Origin of the sequence: Streptomyces griseofuscus (genome assembly GCF_014673495.1) — a bacterium.
Taxonomy (GTDB): Bacteria; Actinomycetota; Actinomycetes; order Streptomycetales; family Streptomycetaceae; genus Streptomyces; species Streptomyces murinus.
In genome coordinates this window covers 26,286-42,955 of record NZ_CP051009.1, presented here as the reverse complement: position 1 = coordinate 42,955, position 16,670 = coordinate 26,286, and the positions used below count along the sequence as shown (strand labels likewise).

General features: G+C 70.7%; 16 protein-coding genes. 6 read left to right on the top strand and 10 right to left on the bottom strand.

Annotated elements, in window-relative coordinates:
* Positions 1 to 23: 23 nt before the first annotated feature.
* The 8 genes from HEP81_RS40610 to HEP81_RS40575 all read right to left on the bottom strand — a co-directional run bounded on the left by HEP81_RS40610 (position 24) and on the right by HEP81_RS40575 (position 7,415).
* Positions 24 to 437, bottom strand: coding sequence for a hypothetical protein (locus HEP81_RS40610; protein WP_037660436.1), 414 nt, complete (start codon positions 435 to 437; stop codon positions 24 to 26).
* Positions 438 to 454: 17 nt separating this feature from the next.
* On the bottom strand, positions 455 to 2,572 hold the full coding sequence (locus HEP81_RS40605; RefSeq protein ID WP_243279869.1) for an ATP/GTP-binding protein: 2,118 nt from the start codon (positions 2,570 to 2,572) through the stop codon (positions 455 to 457).
* Positions 2,573 to 2,724: 152 nt separating this feature from the next.
* Positions 2,725 to 2,961, bottom strand: a complete 237-nt coding sequence (locus tag HEP81_RS40600; RefSeq protein WP_037660434.1) for a hypothetical protein — start codon at positions 2,959 to 2,961, stop codon at positions 2,725 to 2,727.
* Positions 2,958 to 3,449, bottom strand: a complete 492-nt coding sequence (locus tag HEP81_RS40595) for a hypothetical protein (protein WP_037660432.1) — start codon at positions 3,447 to 3,449, stop codon at positions 2,958 to 2,960. The genes HEP81_RS40600 and HEP81_RS40595 overlap by 4 nt, the downstream gene beginning before the upstream one ends.
* Positions 3,450 to 3,572: 123 nt before the next feature.
* Entirely contained in the window at positions 3,573 to 5,294 is a 1,722-nt protein-coding gene (locus HEP81_RS40590) for a DUF2637 domain-containing protein (protein ID WP_037660430.1), read from the bottom strand.
* 239 nt (positions 5,295 to 5,533) lie between these two features.
* A complete protein-coding gene (locus tag HEP81_RS40585; RefSeq protein WP_063755267.1) occupies positions 5,534 to 5,893 on the bottom strand; it encodes a hypothetical protein in 360 nt (119 codons plus the stop codon).
* Between the two features lie 109 nt (positions 5,894 to 6,002).
* Positions 6,003 to 6,314, bottom strand: a complete 312-nt coding sequence (locus HEP81_RS40580) for a WhiB family transcriptional regulator (protein WP_078967581.1) — start codon at positions 6,312 to 6,314, stop codon at positions 6,003 to 6,005.
* A 495-nt stretch (positions 6,315 to 6,809) separates the two neighbouring features.
* A complete protein-coding gene (locus HEP81_RS40575) occupies positions 6,810 to 7,415 on the bottom strand; it encodes a hypothetical protein (protein WP_037660428.1) in 606 nt (201 codons plus the stop codon).
* A 397-nt stretch (positions 7,416 to 7,812) separates the two neighbouring features.
* Here HEP81_RS40575 and HEP81_RS40570 point away from each other — a divergent pair, with 397 nt between their 5' ends.
* From HEP81_RS40570 to HEP81_RS40560, 3 genes are all read left to right on the top strand, one after another.
* Entirely contained in the window at positions 7,813 to 8,604 is a 792-nt protein-coding gene (locus HEP81_RS40570; protein ID WP_037660427.1) for a GntR family transcriptional regulator, read from the top strand.
* Between the two features lie 182 nt (positions 8,605 to 8,786).
* On the top strand, positions 8,787 to 9,824 hold the full coding sequence (locus tag HEP81_RS40565; protein WP_078967580.1) for an AAA family ATPase: 1,038 nt from the start codon (positions 8,787 to 8,789) through the stop codon (positions 9,822 to 9,824).
* Positions 9,821 to 10,390: a phosphotransferase-like protein gene (locus tag HEP81_RS40560; RefSeq protein WP_037660425.1), complete on the top strand. Its 570-nt coding sequence runs from the start codon at positions 9,821 to 9,823 to the stop codon at positions 10,388 to 10,390. The genes HEP81_RS40565 and HEP81_RS40560 overlap by 4 nt, the downstream gene beginning before the upstream one ends.
* A 7-nt stretch (positions 10,391 to 10,397) precedes the next feature.
* On the opposite strand, the gene HEP81_RS40555 is transcribed toward HEP81_RS40560, so the two are convergent.
* Entirely contained in the window at positions 10,398 to 11,237 is an 840-nt protein-coding gene (locus tag HEP81_RS40555; protein ID WP_037660423.1) for an NAD(P)-dependent oxidoreductase, read from the bottom strand.
* Between the two features lie 4 nt (positions 11,238 to 11,241).
* Positions 11,242 to 11,877: an HAD family hydrolase gene (locus HEP81_RS40550; protein WP_421673965.1), complete on the bottom strand. Its 636-nt coding sequence runs from the start codon at positions 11,875 to 11,877 to the stop codon at positions 11,242 to 11,244.
* A 105-nt stretch (positions 11,878 to 11,982) separates the two neighbouring features.
* On the opposite strand from HEP81_RS40550, the gene HEP81_RS40545 reads away from it, so the two are divergent.
* The 3 genes from HEP81_RS40545 to HEP81_RS40535 all read left to right on the top strand — a co-directional run bounded on the left by HEP81_RS40545 (position 11,983) and on the right by HEP81_RS40535 (position 16,611).
* A complete protein-coding gene (locus HEP81_RS40545; protein ID WP_037660544.1) occupies positions 11,983 to 12,249 on the top strand; it encodes a helix-turn-helix transcriptional regulator in 267 nt (88 codons plus the stop codon).
* 979 nt (positions 12,250 to 13,228) lie between these two features.
* Complete coding sequence (locus HEP81_RS42270) at positions 13,229 to 15,778, top strand: hypothetical protein (protein ID WP_051850463.1); 2,550 nt, start codon at positions 13,229 to 13,231, stop codon at positions 15,776 to 15,778.
* Positions 15,775 to 16,611 (top strand): DciA family protein, encoded by an 837-nt coding sequence (locus tag HEP81_RS40535; RefSeq protein ID WP_078967578.1) that lies wholly within the window; start codon positions 15,775 to 15,777, stop codon positions 16,609 to 16,611. Before HEP81_RS42270 ends, HEP81_RS40535 begins: the two co-directional genes overlap by 4 nt.
* The last annotated feature ends 59 nt before the right edge of the window (positions 16,612 to 16,670 follow it).

Genomic DNA, 16,670 nt, shown 5'->3' with positions numbered 1-16,670 from the left:
AGGGGTTTCGGCGGGGTTGGGGGTCAGTGGTCGAAGAAGCCCGGCTTGGGGGTGCGCTCGCTGCGGCCGGAGCGGATGGTGTCCAGGCCCGCGTACAGCCGCGCGTGCGTACGCCGCGCGGCTGTGGCCAGGCCGGACACCTCCTGAGCCGTCGCGTGCAGCTTCTGGACCTCCACGGCGGCGCCGCCGAGGGCCACGGCCACCTGGTTCGTCATCTCGATGAACTTGCGGTCCAGTTCGGCGTTGGCGATGTCCACCGCCAGGCCCTCGGTGCGCTGGGCATTCACGCGCATCCTGCGCAGCAGCATTTCCAGCTCCTGGCCGGCGGCCTCCATGGCGGTGCCCAGCGACTTCAGCTTGAGCTGGACGGCCTTGTAGCGGCCGTCGCCGTCCGTCGGGGCGACGATGAAGCCGGTTCGGGGCGTAAGGTCGCTCATCAGCGAACCTCCAGTTCCTAGTTGTGGTGAGCAGCGGCCGAGGCCTGGGCCAGGCCCGCGTCGTCCATGGCCTGGATGTCCTCGCCGTATGTCCGGCCGACCGCCATGGCGGCGAGTCGGGCGGCCTCGGAGGCGACCTCGCACTCGGTGGCGCACCGTTCGGCGAACTGCCGCATGCGGTACGCAGCGTCGGCGAGGTCCGTGATCTGGTCGACGACCGCGGTGGCGATGTTGTGGTCACTGGTCAGGTCGGCAGCCATGTCCCTCAAGGAGTCCGAGACCTTGCCGAGCGCGACGGCCATCTCCTGAGCGCGCTCCTTGTCGAGTGCGGCGTCGATCGCGATGTTCACGATCTCCGTCAGGTACTCGCCGAAGGTGATGTCGGTGCGGTGCTTGGCCGCCATGCCGGCCTGGGCCGACGTGGGCCTGCTGACCTCCGATGCCATGGAGTCCTCCTGTGCGGTGGGTCGGGTGGTGCCGGGGCGCTGGGTGTGGGGCTCGGGGGCCCGCGGGAGGCTCGCCGTGTTGGTGACGGTGGCTCCGAAGGGGTCGGATGGGTCGTCGACGATGACCGCGTCCGGGATGTCGTCCTCAGCCGCCTCGGTCGTCGTGGACCGGGGCGGCCCGTCGGGGCGGTCCACCGTGACGCCAAGGTCCTCGGGCCGAAGCGTTGCGGGCTCCTCCGGTTCGGGCGGGGTGGTGGCCTCGTCGGCCTTGCGGCCGTCGTCCGTCCCGGTGCCGTCCTTCGCTTCCTTGTCGCCGGAGCCGTCAGACGGCTTCTCGCCGCTCTTCTTGTCGTCGCCCGGCTCCTTGGTGGCGGAGCCGTCCTTCGGGCCGTCAGCGGCCGTTTCAGGGCCGTCCTTGGGCATCTTCTTGGTGTTGGCCTCGGAGTCCTTGGATTTGTCGTCCTTTGCGGCCTTGTCGGCTGCGCGGCGCTTGTCCCAGCGGCGCTGCGCTGACTCCGCCACGGCCTCACCGAGGGTGGTGCGGTCGTCGGCGGCCTTGGCGGCGTCCCGCTTCGCCTTCCTCGTGGCCTTTCGCTCGGCTTTCGCCGCGCGGCGCTGCTCCCGTTGCGCCTGCCGGTCGGCGCGCTCCTGGTCGCGGTCCTTGCTGCGGTCGGCGAGGCTGGCGGCTTGGTCGGCGCTGCGCCGCTGCTGCCGGGCGGCCTGGCGGGCGGCGGCGCGGTCCTGGCGGCCGCGGGCCCGTTCGGCCCGGGGGCTTGAGGCCGGCGAGTTCTGCGTCCTGCCGCCGTCGCCCTTCGAGCCGCCCTTGCCGGAACCCGAGCCACCCGAACTTCCCTTGCCCGTGCCGGACTTGCCCGCCCCGGAGCCTCCAGAGCCGTTCTGGCGGCCTTTCGGGCCCCCGGATGGCTCATTGCCCTTCGAGGCGCCCCCACGGCTGCCAGCGGAGCGATCAGAGCCCTTCCCGGTGCCCTTGGGGGAGTTGCCGCTCCCGGAACCGCGACCAGTGCCGGACCCGTTCGTTCCCGAGCCCCGGCCGCCGCCGGTACCGCCCCGGCCTGAGCCGCCGGAGTTGCCGCCGCCTCCGCGTGAGCCGCCCCCGCCGCCGGCCTTCGAGCGGCCGCCCTTGTCGGCGCCCATGCCGGAGCTGGAGGACCGCGCCGCGTCGGCCTTGCCGCGCGCCGCCGCCTTGTCGGTTTTCGCCTTCATCTGCGCGGTGTGGAGCTTGGCGTTCTGCTCCATCATCGCGGTTTCCTGGGCGGTGCGGGCTTCCAGAAGCGCGGCCTTTCGCGCTATTTCCGCCTCGCGGAACGGCGCTTCGGAGGCGTGCCGCTCCCGCGCCATCTCGATCCGCAGTTCCAGCCAGTCACCGAGCCGATCGGCGAGGGAACGAGGCTGGACATATTCACCTTCCTCATATTCTCCGTCGCCGGAATCCGGCGCGGCAGGCATTCCCGTTTCCCGCAAAGCAGTTTCCGGAGAAATAGGCCCGCGAATAGGCGGAAGTTCCATTGTCGTCTCCTCCGGTGACTCCGGGGGAACAACGCCGCCCGAGCCGCTGTCAGACGGTTCGGAATAAAAGAGATCCCCGCCATCGGGAGCGTCCGGCATTCCTCCGGAATCACTGCCCCGGGTGGGGAGGCTGATCACGTTGCTGTCGGTGTCGTCGGACACGCGACCCCTCCTCCTGGGCTTGACAGTCGGCACCGGCCTCGCGTACGCGCGTGCGCGGCACGCGTGGCACGCGACACGCGCGGCACGCGTTGGGATCGCCGAAGGGCCGCCCCCGGCGATCGGGAGCGGCCCTTCGTGCGGGACGCGGGGAGCTAGCTGCCGTGACGGCTGTAGACGTTGTGCAGGGCGAGCGCGACCTCGCGGATGAAGTCCGTGTTTCCGTCGCGATAAGCCTGCGTGCCCCGGATATTCGTGATCCGAAGCCAGTAGTAAAAGGTGCCGAGGTCATTTCCGTGCTGAGCGATCAGATCCTGCTTGATTTTCCGCTCATGTTCTGCACGGTTGAATTTCTTCCGCTCGGCTTTCGTGAGCGGGCGACCGGCACTCACGCCGACTCCCTGCGGTCCAGGTTGTAAATCGACGTGGGACCACCATAGCCCATATTGGGGCTCTGCACACCCTGCTGCCCCGAACTTTCCGGGGCGGCCTGAAGCGGCGGGTTGTCCTTACGCGCCTTGATCTGCTCCTTTTCCTTTCGCTGCCTCTTGACCTCCTTCACCTTTTCGTCGTGGGCGTGGCGCTTATGAGCGCTCTTTTCCAGTCCCGAACTAATGCTCTTGAGGTTCTTGAGAATGTCGTTCAGGGACTTTTCCACCGGGAAAGAGCGCAGGAAAGCCTGGCCCATCTTGTCGCCTTCCACACGGGTCCCGCGGCAGTGCACGCGGGTCTCACGCTGGAGGATCTCCAGCTTGGCCTGCATGTCCAGCACGACCCGGTTGAAGTCCGCGAGGTAGTGCGCGTAGGCGGCGGGGTTCTGCGCGATCTCGCGCAGCGCCGCGTTCGGGTCGTCGAAGAAGGGCTTGTCTTCGGTGCTCACGGGGTCCTCCGTGGGGGTCGGATCTGCTGTACTCGGGGGGCTGTTGACTGCTTCCGGCAGTCGCAGCGAGGGCCAGCCCAGTTGCGATGGGCTGGCCCTCACTGGTGTGTGCCGGACGGTGGATCAGGGGCGGTAGCCGCCGGCGAGCAGCTCGGCTGCCTCCTGGCGGTACTCCGAGGCGGTGCCGGGCGAGGTGACCGCCAGCTCGTGCTGGATGTCGGCCAGCGGCAGCCGGTCGGCGTCGCCGCCGGCCGCGAAGATCATCCGGGCGACCCGGCGGACCGCCCGCTCGCGCGGCTTGAGCTTCGCGACGTCCTCGGCTTCGACCGCGCGCTGCTCGATTTCGGCAGCGGCCCGCCGCGTTTCGGCAGCAGCCCGCTCGGCTTCGGCGGCTTCCTTCTCGGCACGCGCGGCATCAGCGAGAGCGACCTTCGCGAGGCGCTCCTCCTCCGCCTTCTTGCGGTCGGCTTCGGCAGTGGCCCGCCGCGTTTCGGCAGCAGTCCTCTCCGTTTCGGCAGCACGCCGATTCGCTTCGGCAGCAGCCTCGCGGGCTTCGGCGACCTTCTGGGTCTCGATCGCCTGAGCCTCCGCCGCGGCGACCCGGTCGGCCTCCGCCGCTTCCTTCCGCTTCTCGGCTGCCTGGCGCTCCAGCTCGGCTGCGCGCAGGTCCGCTTCGGCCTTGGCCTCGCGCTCCTGGGCCTCCTTGCGCTCCGCCTCCGCCTCACGGGCTCGGGCTTCGGCGATGACGGCCTGGTCCAGCGCCTCCTGCTCCAGTGCCGCGGCCCGCTCTGCGGCGCTGACCTGGGCTCGGGCATGTGCACGGGCCTGACCGGTCTGACCGTCGACCTCCGCGCGGACCGCCTCGACCTTGCCCTTGGCGCGCAGCCGCTCGGCTTCGGACTCCGCCTTGGCGACCTCGCTGCGCGTCTCCGCGTCCAGGCGTCGGCGCTCGGCTTCCTCCGCACGCTCCTGGGCTGCCTGTTCCTGCTCATCGGGCATGGCCAGGGCCTGGTCGACGGTGTAGCCGTAGGGCGCCATCTTCATCGGCAGCAGTTCGTCCTCGCTGGCCTGGGAGATGTCGCCCTTGTACTTGCGCTTGAGCCACTGCTCGTACGCGATGAGCTGCTGGTCGCGGCGGATCATCTCCGGGTAGGAGGTGACGCCCCACAGCCGCATCCGGCGGAAGATCCGGGCCGTGGCCACCGGCGCCAGGACCCACCGCAGCAACGGGATGGAGTCCCGTTCGGCCTGCTCAGGGCGGACAACGCGGTCGATGGCGTCACGACCCAACTCCACCACGGTGATGAAGAGGACCGGCACGACGCCGTGGGCGCCAGCCGCGACGTAGTCCAGCAGCTTCCAGGCGCCCTCCGGGGCGCCGGAGGCGGCGTTGAGGACGACGGTCGCGGCGGTCAGCAGCCACACCGGGTAGCGGATCCAGCTGATGGGGCGCTTGAGCCAGGCCATCAGCAGGTCGACCGCGATCATCACCATGATGCCGACGTCGACGCCGACGGCGAACAACTGGCCCTTGCCCAGCGAGCCGAAGCGGAGCTCCTTGAAGGCGAACTCCGCGACGTGCTCGAAGGACAGGTACAGGCCGATGCCCGCGAGGGCGAGCGCGGCGATGACGATCGCTCCGGTCGTCCACTTCTGGGTGCCGGTCAGCTTCGCCGTGGAGGTGTCCGTTCCGGTTCCGCTTTCCGTCTCCGAAACGAACTCCGGCGTCTCCGAAACGGTGCCGGGCGTCCGCGAAACCAGCTGGGGCGTTCCCGAAACGGCGGCCGGTGCATCCGTCTCGGGGTCGGGTTCAGCCGCGGTGCGCGGCCAGTCGGTGATCGTCATGGGGGCCTCCGGAGGGGGTCGTTCAGGTGTGCGCGAAACGGCGGGGGCTGCTCCCGAAACGCGGCGGCGCGTTCCCGAAGCGGCGGTCGGTGCGGGCGTGTGATCACGAAACTGGCACCGGCTCTACCCGCTCCGCGCGCACGAAAAGGCCGGCGGCCCGAGGGGTGGGCGGCCGGTCTCGCGAAGCGTCACGGGGCGGGCTCGAAACTGGGTGCTGCTCCCGCCGGGCGGGCGCGAAGTCAGCTCTCGGGGAACTGCGCGCCGTGCCGGATGAGGTCGGCGGTGGTGATGCCGAAGTGGCGGCACCGGTCGATCAGCGGCTGGAGCCTGTCGCTGTCGGCGCGCGTCTCGGGCGAGCCGACGCCGTACAGCCTCTGCGTGGCGAACAGCTCGTTGAGCGCGGTCGCGGTGCGGGCGGCGTGCCGCTCGAAGCGGCCCTCGCCCACCCACTCCTCCGCGATGACGTGGAGGGCGGTGCGCCAGCTGCCGCTGTAGTCCTCCGGCCCGATCGGCGGGATGTCGCTGCCGAAGATCGCGAAGGCGGCGGCCTGGGCGGCGGCTTCCGTGCCGGGCTGGAGCGGGGTCATCGTCGTGGCCATGTGGCCTCCCTCGACTGTGGTCCGGGCTGTCCGGCTCCCCTTCACCGCCCGTGCTGGCCGCCGTGGTGCAGCGGTCGGTGCGGGCGGATCAGGCAGCCGCCAGAACGGATCAAGCAGCCTTGGCGCGGTTGCGGGCGGCGCGGCGCTTGATGCGGCGCCGGTCGTCCTCGCTCATCCCGCCCCAGACGCCGTGGGCCTCGCCCGTCTCCAGCGCCCAGGAGGCGCAGCGCTCCAGCACGGGGCACCTGCGGCACACCGACTTGGCTTCCTCGATCTGCAAGAGCGCCGGGCCGGTGTTGCCGATGGGGAAGAACAGCTCGGGGTCCTCCCGCGTGCAGGCGCCGTCCTCGCGCCAGTTGGTGTTGACCGGCAGGTCGGCGGAGGGGGCGTAGCTGGTGCGTACGATGGTGGGGCGATTCATCGGGCCTCCCAGAAGGTCCAGTGCAAGAAGCAGCCCCGGGGTGGCCTCCCCGGGGCTGTTGCGTTGTGGCGGCCGGACGGCCGGAGCGGGGGTGAGCTCCCGACGCTCTCCGCCGGCCCCGCCCGTGGAGGCGCGGGGACGACGGGCAATGCCGGGAGATCGGTCAGCGGCGGTTCTGCTCGCTCCGCTTGTTCTGCTCGCTGTTCTTCTTCGACAGGTCTTCGCGCTCCGCGTCGGTCAGGCTCGTGATCGCATTCATCACTTGCCGCCCCTCGCCCGGCGCAGGGCCTCGTCCATGTCCGGGTCGGAGTCGGTGGTGCCGAGCGGGCGTGCGATGCTGTTTCGCATCAGGGCCTCCCAACAGGTCCTGGACAGCCCCGGGGGTCTCAAATCGCCGGGGCTGTCATCGTTTTGGCTGTCGTACGAGCAGCCACGGCCCCGGCCGCTCCCACATCAACGGGGCGGCCGGGGCCGTGGTCGTTCGTCCGGAGCGGGTCAGCTCGTGCGGCGCTCGGGGTGCAGCGTCGTGCGCGGAACCGGCGGCGCACCGAGCGGCGCGGCACCGGCGGGCAGCTGCGCGCGGCGGGTGTCGGCGTCGCGGACCGCGGACTCGGTCGCCGCCCACTGTTCCTTGCGCAGCAGCCACAGGGGCCGGCCGTCGCCGGGCTCGTCGGCCGCCGGCTTCTGCTGTGCGGCGATCTGGCTGATGGCCGGGGCGACCGCGACCTTGGGTTTGCGCCGCACGGTGGTCCGGCGGCGGTGAACGGTCTGCGAGTTGCCGTCCGTCAGGCGTTCCTCCCACTGCCGGACCGTGACGTCGACCGTGACCAGGCGGTTGCTGCCCAGACGGCACCGGACGGCCGGGTCCTTGCCCGCGCGGCCGGTGTCGTGCGGCACGACCTTGGGCTGCTTGGTCTGGAGGCCGGTGATCGGCACCCACGTCTGGCAGTCGGGGCAGATCAGCGAGGCGCAGGCGGGGCGCAGGTCGTACTGGTGGGGCTTGAGGGCGGACAGGACCAGCGCCGGGCGGGCGTTGACGGTGCGGGAGCGGGTCCGGCTCCGGCGGGGACGGGCGGTGCGCTCAAGGGTTGAAACAGACATCTGAACTCCTCACGAACGGAGCGGCGGGGGCGCGGGCCGCGATGCTCTCTCCGCCCTCCGGGCCGCACGGCACGAGGCCGGCGTCCCGCAGGACAGACAGCGCACAGCGCTGCGACGTGCACACAGTGGTCGCGGCCGTCAGGCTCCGGGGGAGTTCGATGGTGCTCTCAACCCCGGCCGCCCCGAGGGGCGGACGACTACTGCGGTGGTACCGAGGAGCGGTAACCCCTGCTCAACGGAGCGTTAGGGCTATCGCTATCGCCTAGTAGAGACCATGCCGGGCTACGGAGTCAATAGCGATAGCTCTATTCGTGTCGATCGGTTGTGCTCGCACATCGCTGCCTGATAGAGCTAGCCCTAGAATCAGATCCGCGCAGCACTCTGAAAGGTGGCTCCGATGCCCGTCTCGTATCGCGACATCGCTGCTGACCTGCGACAGCAGATCGGCGAGGGGCGATACATGCCGGGCGACAAGCTGCCGATGCTCACCGAGCTCCAAGCCCAGTACGGCGCTGGCTACCAGACCGTGCGAAGCGCCATCTCGCTTCTGGAGCAAGAGGGCCTGGTGGTCGCTGTACGCCGCAGAGGGACCATCGTGCGGGAGCGGCCTGAGAAGCGGCGCATCACCCGGTCCCGCCAGGTCTTCCGCGATGAGATCGGCTACTACTTCGACCCGACTGCCCAACCGTGGGTTGCCTTGGAGCCTCCCACTCTGCGTTGGGGCGTCGTGCCGGTCGACCTTGCTGCCCTCATGGGTCTCGCCACCGGATCCGAAGTCCTCGTTCGCGACCGCGTGATGGGCGATCCCGAAAGCAGGAAGCCGAAGCAGCTGGCCACCAGTTACCTGCCGGCCGACCTCGCTCGAGGAACTCGACTCGCGGAGGCCGACACAGGGCCCGGTGGCATCTATGACCGCCTGGAGGAGATGGGCCACCGCCCGCTCCGCTGGAGCGAAGGTGTCTCCGCCCGCATGCCTTCGCCTGAAGAGGCGGAGGCATTGAACCTCCCAGCCGACGTTGGCGTTCCGCTCCTGCGCGTCGTGCGAGTCACGACCAGCCCCAACGGCGAGGTTGTCGAGCTGAACGACACGAGGATGAGCGCCGAGGAATTCGAGATCGGCTACTCCATCCGCCGCCACGCGAGTGCTCGCCTCGCTGATGACGACGGAGATGGTGACGACGACCGTTGACAGCACCTCGCGTGCCATGGCGCCCCTCCCGTCGGCTGATGATCTCGTGAGGGCCATCACACTCGGGCCAGGCGGAACGAACCATCACAGCGGCTTGTCCAAGCTCGTACGCACCGCCATTCACGCGTTTTCAACATCCGCGTATACATGCGATTTGCAGCCCGAGCCCTAGGCTCGCGGCCATGATGATGACGGAGGGTCAAAGGGTGGGGAAGCAGCGAGCTGGGTGGAGGCCAGACCGGCTGCGGGAGCAGCGCGAGGCCCACGGCCTGACTTTGGAGAAGGCTGGCGAACGGCTCCGGGAAGTTGCTGAACGAGCCAGGCTCAAGGGCATTCCGGCTGCGAATCCTCAGACTTTGTGGCAGCACGAGCAGGGGGAGGTCTACCCGGGCCCGCACTATCGACGCGCTTACTGCCTCCTCTACCGCGCGACCGAACCCGATCTCGGCTTCCGAGCGGCGTTGCCGGGAGAAGAGACCTCCTTCGCGCTGACGCCGATGGACGACCGCCTCAACGGCGCCCATGTCCTCGCTGTTGAGCGGGCGATCCACCGCATCGCGCCCGGCAGCGACGATGCCGACCACTTCGCGCTGCAGCAGCGCATCATCGACGCATGGAAGCGGAGGCATACCGGTGGTGACCCGCACCGGCCCGTCTTGATCCTCGTCGGTGGGTTCGCTGGCAGTGGGAAAACGGAGCTTGCCCGCTTCTTCGTTCAGCTCACCGGCTGGCCGCTGCTCGACAAGGACCCGCTCACCCGTCCACTCGTGGAGCGCCTCCTGGTCGCGCTGGGCGGCGACGCGAACGACCGGCACACCGATCTCTACCGGTCGCAGGTCCGGCCGGTGGAGTACGACTGCCTGATGCAGTCGGCCATGGCCAACATCAAGTGCGGCATCTCCACCGTGTTGACCGCTCCGTTCATCGCGGAGATGACCGACCCGGACTGGATGCAGCGCCTGTCGAATCGAGCCGCATCCATGGGCGTTGACGTCTTTCCCGTGTGGGTGCGGTGCGATGAGGAGTCGATGCGCGAGTACATCACCTTCCGATCGGCTGCCCGCGATGCATGGAAGCTCCAGCGGTGGGATGAGTACATGGCCACGATCGACCTGGAGCTGCGCCCGGCGGTGCCGCACCTGGTCGTCGACAACCGGCTGGGGACCGCGGTGACGCTCGCGGACCAGGCCCGGCAGGCGATGGGGGCGATGTACGCGTGACGGCGAAGCAGGGCGTGATCCTCTACGGCCCGCCGGCCTCGGGCAAGGACACCGTCACCACCGCGCTCAGCGAACTTGACTCCAGGTATGGGCAGTTCGCACGGCTCAAGGTCGGGACGGGCAAGTCGGACGGCTACCGGATGGGCACGGCGGAGCAACTGCGCGAGCTCGAGGCCGCGGGCGACGTCGTCTACGCGAACACTCGGTACGGCAACACGTACGCGATCGACCGACCCGGCGTCGACGCCGCGTTCGCGGCCGGGGTGCCCGTGGTTCACCTCGGGCAGGTCGACGGCATCCGAGCGCTGATCGACTGTTACCCGGCCGACTGGTCGGTGGTGCTGCTGTGGTGCCCGCGCGAGGTGACCGAGCAGCGGTCGGCGGGGCGCGGCGACAGCGACACCACGGCGCGCCTGGCGGCGTGGGACGCGACCCGCGAGGACCTGGACGCGCACCAGGGCATGGTCTGGGACCTGACCGTGGACACCACGGCGTCGGCTCCGCAGGATGCGGCGCAGCTCATCGACCAGCTGCTGGCGCAGCGGGCGGGAGCGGCGACGCCATGAGCACGGGCTACGGCTGGGCGAGTAGGTCCAAGGCGTCGGTGAGCGTGAGCTCGTCGTCGTCCTTGGCGTCGTTCCACCGTGCCAGCGTGGACGCGGCCGCACGCAGCATCTCCGGTGGAAGGCCAGCGACCGCGAGCGCGTCGGCAGCTTCCTCCAGCTCCGGGCCCCAGCGCCAAGCGCGCGCGGCGGTTTTGGCGACGTACTGCGGCTCGGAGAGGTACGAGTCGGTGCGCCGGGAGGCGACCTCGATGAGCTCCTGGTCGACGCCGTGCTCGCGAGCCATGCCGACCGCGAGCGCCACCAGCACTCGGCTGGTCTTCTGGAAGCTGGTGTACGACAACTTCAGCGCGGATGCCTTCCCGACATCCGTGCCCAGCAATGCCGTTCGGACGGCGGTGCCCGCGAACAGCGCCTCGATGCGCTCGGTCGCATCGGCCGGGCCGGACAGGTACAACGTGGAGGTCTTGCCGCCGACCGGCGGGGAGCCGACGACACCGCCGTCCACGACTGCCGCGCCGTGTTCGAGCAGCGCGGCGATCCGCTTCATTCGCTCGGGGTTGATGGCGTTCGCCTCCACGTACACCCCGGTGAAGCGGTGCCCGGCGACGTCGCGGGCCAGGTCTTCGGCAGCGGCCGGCGGGCAGAGACTGATGACGATGTCGCTGCGGTCCAGCAGCTCGGCCACCGTGACCACGGGCGTCAACCCGAACCCGGCAGCGCGCTCCACGGATGCGGTGCTGCGCCCGGTCTCGCACCACAGGACCGCGGCCGCGTTCGTCACGGCACAGGCGGCGACAGCGGCGCCCATGCTGCCGGGGTGGAGGATGCCGACAGTCGGCTGGTCCACGGTGCTACTCCGTCTCGTTGAGCAGGATGGCGATGGCGTCGGTGACGTCGTCGACGACGTGGTGCGCGTAAGCAAGTCCGTGGGGCCAGGGGCGTCCGCGCAGCCAGATGGTGCGCAGGCCGGCCTGGTGGCCGCCGCCGATGTCTCCGGCAGGGTTGTCGCCGACCATCCAGCCGTCGTCCGCGAGGCTGACGCCGCACCGGGTAGCCCCGAGTTCGAAGAGGCGCCGGTCCGGCTTGCGGATCTCCAGGTCGCCCGAGGCGGCGACGCCGTCGACCAGGGGGGCGAGACCAGTCCCGGCGAGTTTGGCGCGTTGGATGTCGCTGGCCCCGTTGGTGATAACGCCGATCGTCCATGCAGCCGCGCGCAGACGGGCCAGGCCCTCGAGTACCTCGGGGCGGCAGGTGACTGCGGCGGCCATGAGGTCGACGTATTCCTGCCACAGGTCCGCGGCCGACGCCTTGAGGCCGAAGGCTTTCTGCAGCCGGGCGAAGTCGTCGGCGGTTGCGCGCTCTGCCAGCGCGGTGCGCAGCCACTGTTCGGCATCTGCGGAGAGCGCGCGGGAACGACACAGGCTGGTCACGGCGTCGCTGAGCGCCGACTGTCGGTCGGCCAGCGTGCCGTCCAGATCGAAGAACACCACGCGGGGCACGGCTACGGACACTACCGGGCGTCGAACGGAGTGCAGTTCCGGAGATCACTTCATGTATCTTTTCAGGAACTGTTTTCTAGGTTGGAGGGCGCGATGTCGGATCCGCTGCGTCGCATCGATGCTCTGGTGGATGCCGGTACCCTCCCTTCGCCTCGCGTTCGGCAGCAGCTGCGAGTCGCCGCCGGGCTCACCCAGGAGGAAGTCGCCCGCGCCATCGGCGTCAAGCGCGTCGCCGTCGCGCGGTGGGAGGCGGGACTCACAAAGCCCCACCGAAGCAATCGCCTGAAGTACGCACACTTCCTCCGTCGGCTGGCCGGGAAGTACCCGGCCGCCGCCAAGGAGGTGCCCGGTGAGGACTGACTTCGTACCTGTTTTCCGGCACGCCGACTCCACCTTCGGATTCGAGGGGGTCGGGGTGACGTAACCGCCACCGGCCGCGCGCCAGAAAGCGGACTGACAATCCACTGCCTCGCGCGGCCCTTCGCTCCGACCGGGCTTGACACCCCGGATCGGCTGCTCGGTCCCGGCTTGACACCCGGTTGCGAGCTTCGGCTCATCGAGCCACATCCCAGCAAAACCCCGCCTTCGACAAGCGGGTCGGCCCCTTTGACAAGGGCCACGCAACACCCCGGCCTGACAGGGCCGGCGCATCACAAAGCAACACACCGGTCGCTGACAACGGCCGACGTATCGCCCACCGAACCGCGAGGAAGGGAGGTCCCCACTCACCTGTTCGATGTCCGCCCGCTCCTCACGGAGGGGGCGCGTCCACCCATCTGCTGAAACTCACTCGGTGATACGCCGAGTGATACATCAAGGCGGTCGTTCTCATAGTGCCCGAAGTGGTGTCCCCTTGTCAGCTTGGCCTTGCCCGTTTCACCCCGGTTCAGGCGTGGCGATCGTCTCGTGTGACGGGATCGGCGTACCTTTCGTCCCTCTTTTTCCGTTCCGTACCGGAAGTTGGATTTCCGGTAGGAAGCTACAAGAGCAGTGCTTTCGGGGCGGGCTCGCCGGGCACGGTCGCGGCGTCGGCCGCCCGGCCCATGCACCCGCTCTCGGAGTTCATCGACAAGTCCGTCGACGGCGGTGTCCGCGAGGGTGCCGTCCCGTGTGGCGGGACGCGATCTGAAGTTGGTGCCCGCCGTGCGGGAGCGCGGGGGGTGATTCGGGCTGAGCGGGCTCTGTCCACAGGCCGCGTATCGCAGGCTCGGCGGATGGATCACGAAGCACGCGTTTTGCCTGTTGCGGGGGGTGTCCGCTTTGGCGTGTACACCTGCCCGATGACGAAGATGACCTCGGTCCTGGCGGTGGCCGCCGCTGTGGTCACGGCGGTGGGCCGATGAGCGCCGTGGCGGCACGGGCCGCCGCGTTCGTGCGCCCCCGTACGGAGTTGCCCATCCCTGCCGGGCCGGTCCCGGAGCGGGCCGCGGGTCATCCGCTGTCGCTCGGGCGGGATGCCCGCGCCCGTCTGGGTGGCGCGGTGCGCACGCTGCTGGACCTGGCCGGCCTGGACGGTGCACCGGACGCGGTGCGTCTGGCGGTGCTGGTGCTGGCGTCGCGGACGCCCTCGGAGACCGGTGTCGTGAAGATCCATACCTCGGAGTTGGGCCGGTGGCTCGGGCTGTCGGCGTCGTACACGGCGTCTGAGGTGGTGTCGGGGCTGCGCGGCTCGGGCGTGGTGTCGGTGGACACCGAGAAGGGCGAGTACCGCGAGGACATCGGCCTGAAGTGCAAGGTGCTGCCTCTGTGGGCGGCGCAGGACGTCGTCGGGCACCCGCTGAATCTGGCGAAGAAGGAGTACGCGACGCTGCAGCGGCTGATGGAGGCCGTGATGGCGCCGGGCTGGAAGCACAAGGACGGCCGGGTCACTCCGGCCGGGCTGATCGGTACACGTACCGGTCGAGGAGCGGCGACGGACCGTCTGGCGCTGCTGATGCTGGTGCTGGAGGCGCGGGAGACCGGGCGGGTACGGCAGTGCGGCGGGACGGTGGACACCAAGCGCGGCCGGGCGGCGGCGACGGTGGCCCGGCTGCTGGGCTGCTCGGCGTCGGCGGGGGAGCGGGTGCTGGAGCGCCTGGAGGACCGGGAGCTGGTGCTGCGGGTGCGGCTCAAGACGGGCTCCGGGCTGGCGAACCGGTCGCGGCTGATGGTGCCGGCGGTCGCTGCCGCGCACGGCCGCACGGTCGCCGACGATGTCCAGGAGGACCGCGCGGAGGCCCTCGAGCCCGAGTTTTCAGACCCCGATGTTGCGGCAGGGCCTAGTGAGGCGCCCAGCCTGGCGACGGAACCCCAGGTCAGCGGCGTGCCGGTGACGGATGAGGCGGATGTTGCAGAGCCCGACGTTGCGGCAGCCCTTCACACTGACCACCCTCACCTGGTTACTCCCGTCGTTCCCCCGCAGCTCTCTTATGGCTTTTCCGGCGAAGGCCGTGGGGCTGAAGGCCGTCGGCCGGAGCGCGCGTGCGCGGGTGAGGAACAGGCCGCCGACGGCGAGAGCGCCATTGCCGGGAGCGGGTCGCCGGTGGCCGAGGGCGGCCCGCTTCGCGGGGAAAAGCCGAAGGAGTCCCCGGTCGATGAGCAGGGTGGGCAGCGTGCTGCCGGAGCTGTTGCCAGTGGCCAGGCGAAGGCCGTGGGCTGGGACAAGGCGCAGCAGCAGCGGAGGGTGGGCCTTCCGGCTCGTCCTGCTCTGCAGGTGGCACTGGGGCCTGTCGCGGGGCTGTGGGTGCAGCTTTCCGGCTGGCAGCAGGACCAGGTGCAGGCGGCCGCGGAGGCGGAGATCAAGCGGCTGGAGGGCCTGCTGGAGCACCAGGGCGGCGGGCCGCGGCTGCTGGCCGACCGGCTCACCGACCGGCTGAAGGAGACCGGCGGCGAGGCCTTGGTCGACCGCCCGTTCCCGTGGCTGACGCGGCGTGGCCTGGTGCAGCGCCAGGCGTGCACAGACCGGCGCTGCGACGACGGAATCCGGCTGGACACCGGCGCTGACTGCGAGATGTGCGGCAACGTGGTCCACATCCGCCGTGCCCGTCGCGCGAAGACCGCTGCTGAGATCGACAAGGAGCTGCCCGGCCTGTCCGACGGAGAGCGGCGGCGCGTCCTCGAGGAGCGGCTGCGCGAGCACGCAACAGCCGAGGCGGCGGACCTGGTGCGGCGGCGCGAGCAGGCCGCCGTCGAGCGGGCGCGCCGGGATGCCGCCCGTGCGGCTGCCAGGGAGAGGGCGGAGCGCGAGCGGCAGGCGGCGGAGGCGGCCTGGCTGACACGAGGGATGCTGCCGTGCGAGGACTGCGGCCTGCCGGAATCGGCGAGTCTGTGCCCGCAGTGCACCTCCCGCCGGCGCACCGAGGAGCTGGCGCGCAACACGGAGGCTCTCATCCGGGAGGCGGTCGAGCTGGCCGTCGCCGCACGGGCCGACCTCACGGACCCCGACGCGGTCAGGGCGATGATCGAGCAGTGCGAGCCGGACACCCGGACTCTGCTGGCGGCGGCATGCGAGCGTGCCTGCGGCCAGGATGCCAACCCGGACGTGCTGGCCCACACCGCATCGCAGGTGGCACGGCGGATCCGGGACGAGCGTCGCGAGGCGGCGCTGCGCCGGCTGGCCCGGTCCGAGGACGCTGAAGCGGAGGCACAGCGGGCGTACCAGACCGAGCAGGGCCGCCGCTGGTACCGGCGCCACCCGCACGGTGCGGACGCCGTCGCCGCCGCGACGAAGGCCGCCGACGCGGCCCGGGGACGGGTGGCCGGGTACTTGCTGGCGATGCGGCTGAAACAGCTGCGCGAGCAGACCGCCGCCCCCACCGAGACGGCCGCGGCCGCGCCGTGGACGGACCGGCTGCCGGAGCTCGCCGAGCGCCCGCTGGCCTGCGAGGCGGCCGGGGCGGTGATCGCGTGAGCACCGAGCTGAGCGGGGTCGACCTCGCGCGCCAGGCCCTGGTCGCGGCCCGGGAAGCGGCACGGAAGAACGGGGCCGCCCGGAAGGAGAAGCCGAAGCGGCGCACCGGCGCGGTTGTACGCCGCGACGGCCGCGAGCCGCTCGGGCTCGGCAGCGCGATCAGCATGATGATGACCGAGCGCGGCATGGGCGCCCCGGCCGCCGGCGGCAGCGTCCTGGCGCAGTTCGACGACATCCTCGCCGCGGCCGCGCCGGAGCTCGCCGGTCACGTCCAGGCCGTGAAGTTCGACGCGGACACCGGCCGCCTGGACGTCGCCCCCGACGCCCCCGCGTACGGCACGAAGCTGCGCTGGAGCGCGCCGAAGCTGGTCGCGGCCGCCAACGAGAAGGTGCGCGGCGCGAACGTCCGCACGCTGAACGTCCTGGCGCCCGCACCCGTGAAGGCCGGCCCCGCCACGGCGGCCGACGACCCGGCTCCGCAGACCGTGCTCGCCGCTCCGGTGCAGCGACGGACCCCGCCGGACGGCTACCGTCGCGCCATCGAGGCCCACCGCCAGGCCGTCCGGCCGTCCCGGGTTGACCCGGCCATCGCCGAAGCGGTGGAGCGGCAGACCGCCGCGATGCGGGAGCTGAGCCGCCGCGCGTTCCCCGAGCCGGACGTCGTCCCGGACGACGCGCCGGCCTCGATCGAGTCGACCCGGGCACAGCGCCGCCGCCAGGCCGCCGCCACCGAGGCCGCCGCCCTGGGCCGGGCCCGGCAAGAGCGCGCGGCCCGGGAGTCCGGGACGCAGGCCGACGTCTCCCAGTCGGCTGCACTGCGCGACACGGCCTGAGCCGACCAGCACCCCCTGTTACTGGTGGTTGTCACGGCGTAGCGTGACGGGTACACGCC

Bases quoted from the DNA above. Each gene is read 5' to 3' on its own strand.
- HEP81_RS40610 (WP_037660436.1), bottom strand. From the start codon at position 437: ATGAGCGACCTTACGCCCCGAACCGGCTTCATCGTCGCCCCGACGGAC.
- HEP81_RS40590 (WP_037660430.1), bottom strand. From the start codon at position 5,294: ATGACGATCACCGACTGGCCGCGCACCGCGGCTGAACCCGACCCCGAG.
- HEP81_RS40585 (WP_063755267.1), bottom strand. From the start codon at position 5,893: ATGGCCACGACGATGACCCCGCTCCAGCCCGGCACGGAAGCCGCCGCC.
- HEP81_RS40580 (WP_078967581.1), bottom strand. From the start codon at position 6,314: ATGAATCGCCCCACCATCGTACGCACCAGCTACGCCCCCTCCGCCGAC.
- HEP81_RS40575 (WP_037660428.1), bottom strand. From the start codon at position 7,415: ATGTCTGTTTCAACCCTTGAGCGCACCGCCCGTCCCCGCCGGAGCCGG.
- HEP81_RS40570 (WP_037660427.1), top strand. From the start codon at position 7,813: ATGCCCGTCTCGTATCGCGACATCGCTGCTGACCTGCGACAGCAGATC.
- HEP81_RS40565 (WP_078967580.1), top strand. From the start codon at position 8,787: ATGATGATGACGGAGGGTCAAAGGGTGGGGAAGCAGCGAGCTGGGTGG.
- HEP81_RS40545 (WP_037660544.1), top strand. From the start codon at position 11,983: ATGTCGGATCCGCTGCGTCGCATCGATGCTCTGGTGGATGCCGGTACC.
- HEP81_RS42270 (WP_051850463.1), top strand. From the start codon at position 13,229: ATGAGCGCCGTGGCGGCACGGGCCGCCGCGTTCGTGCGCCCCCGTACG.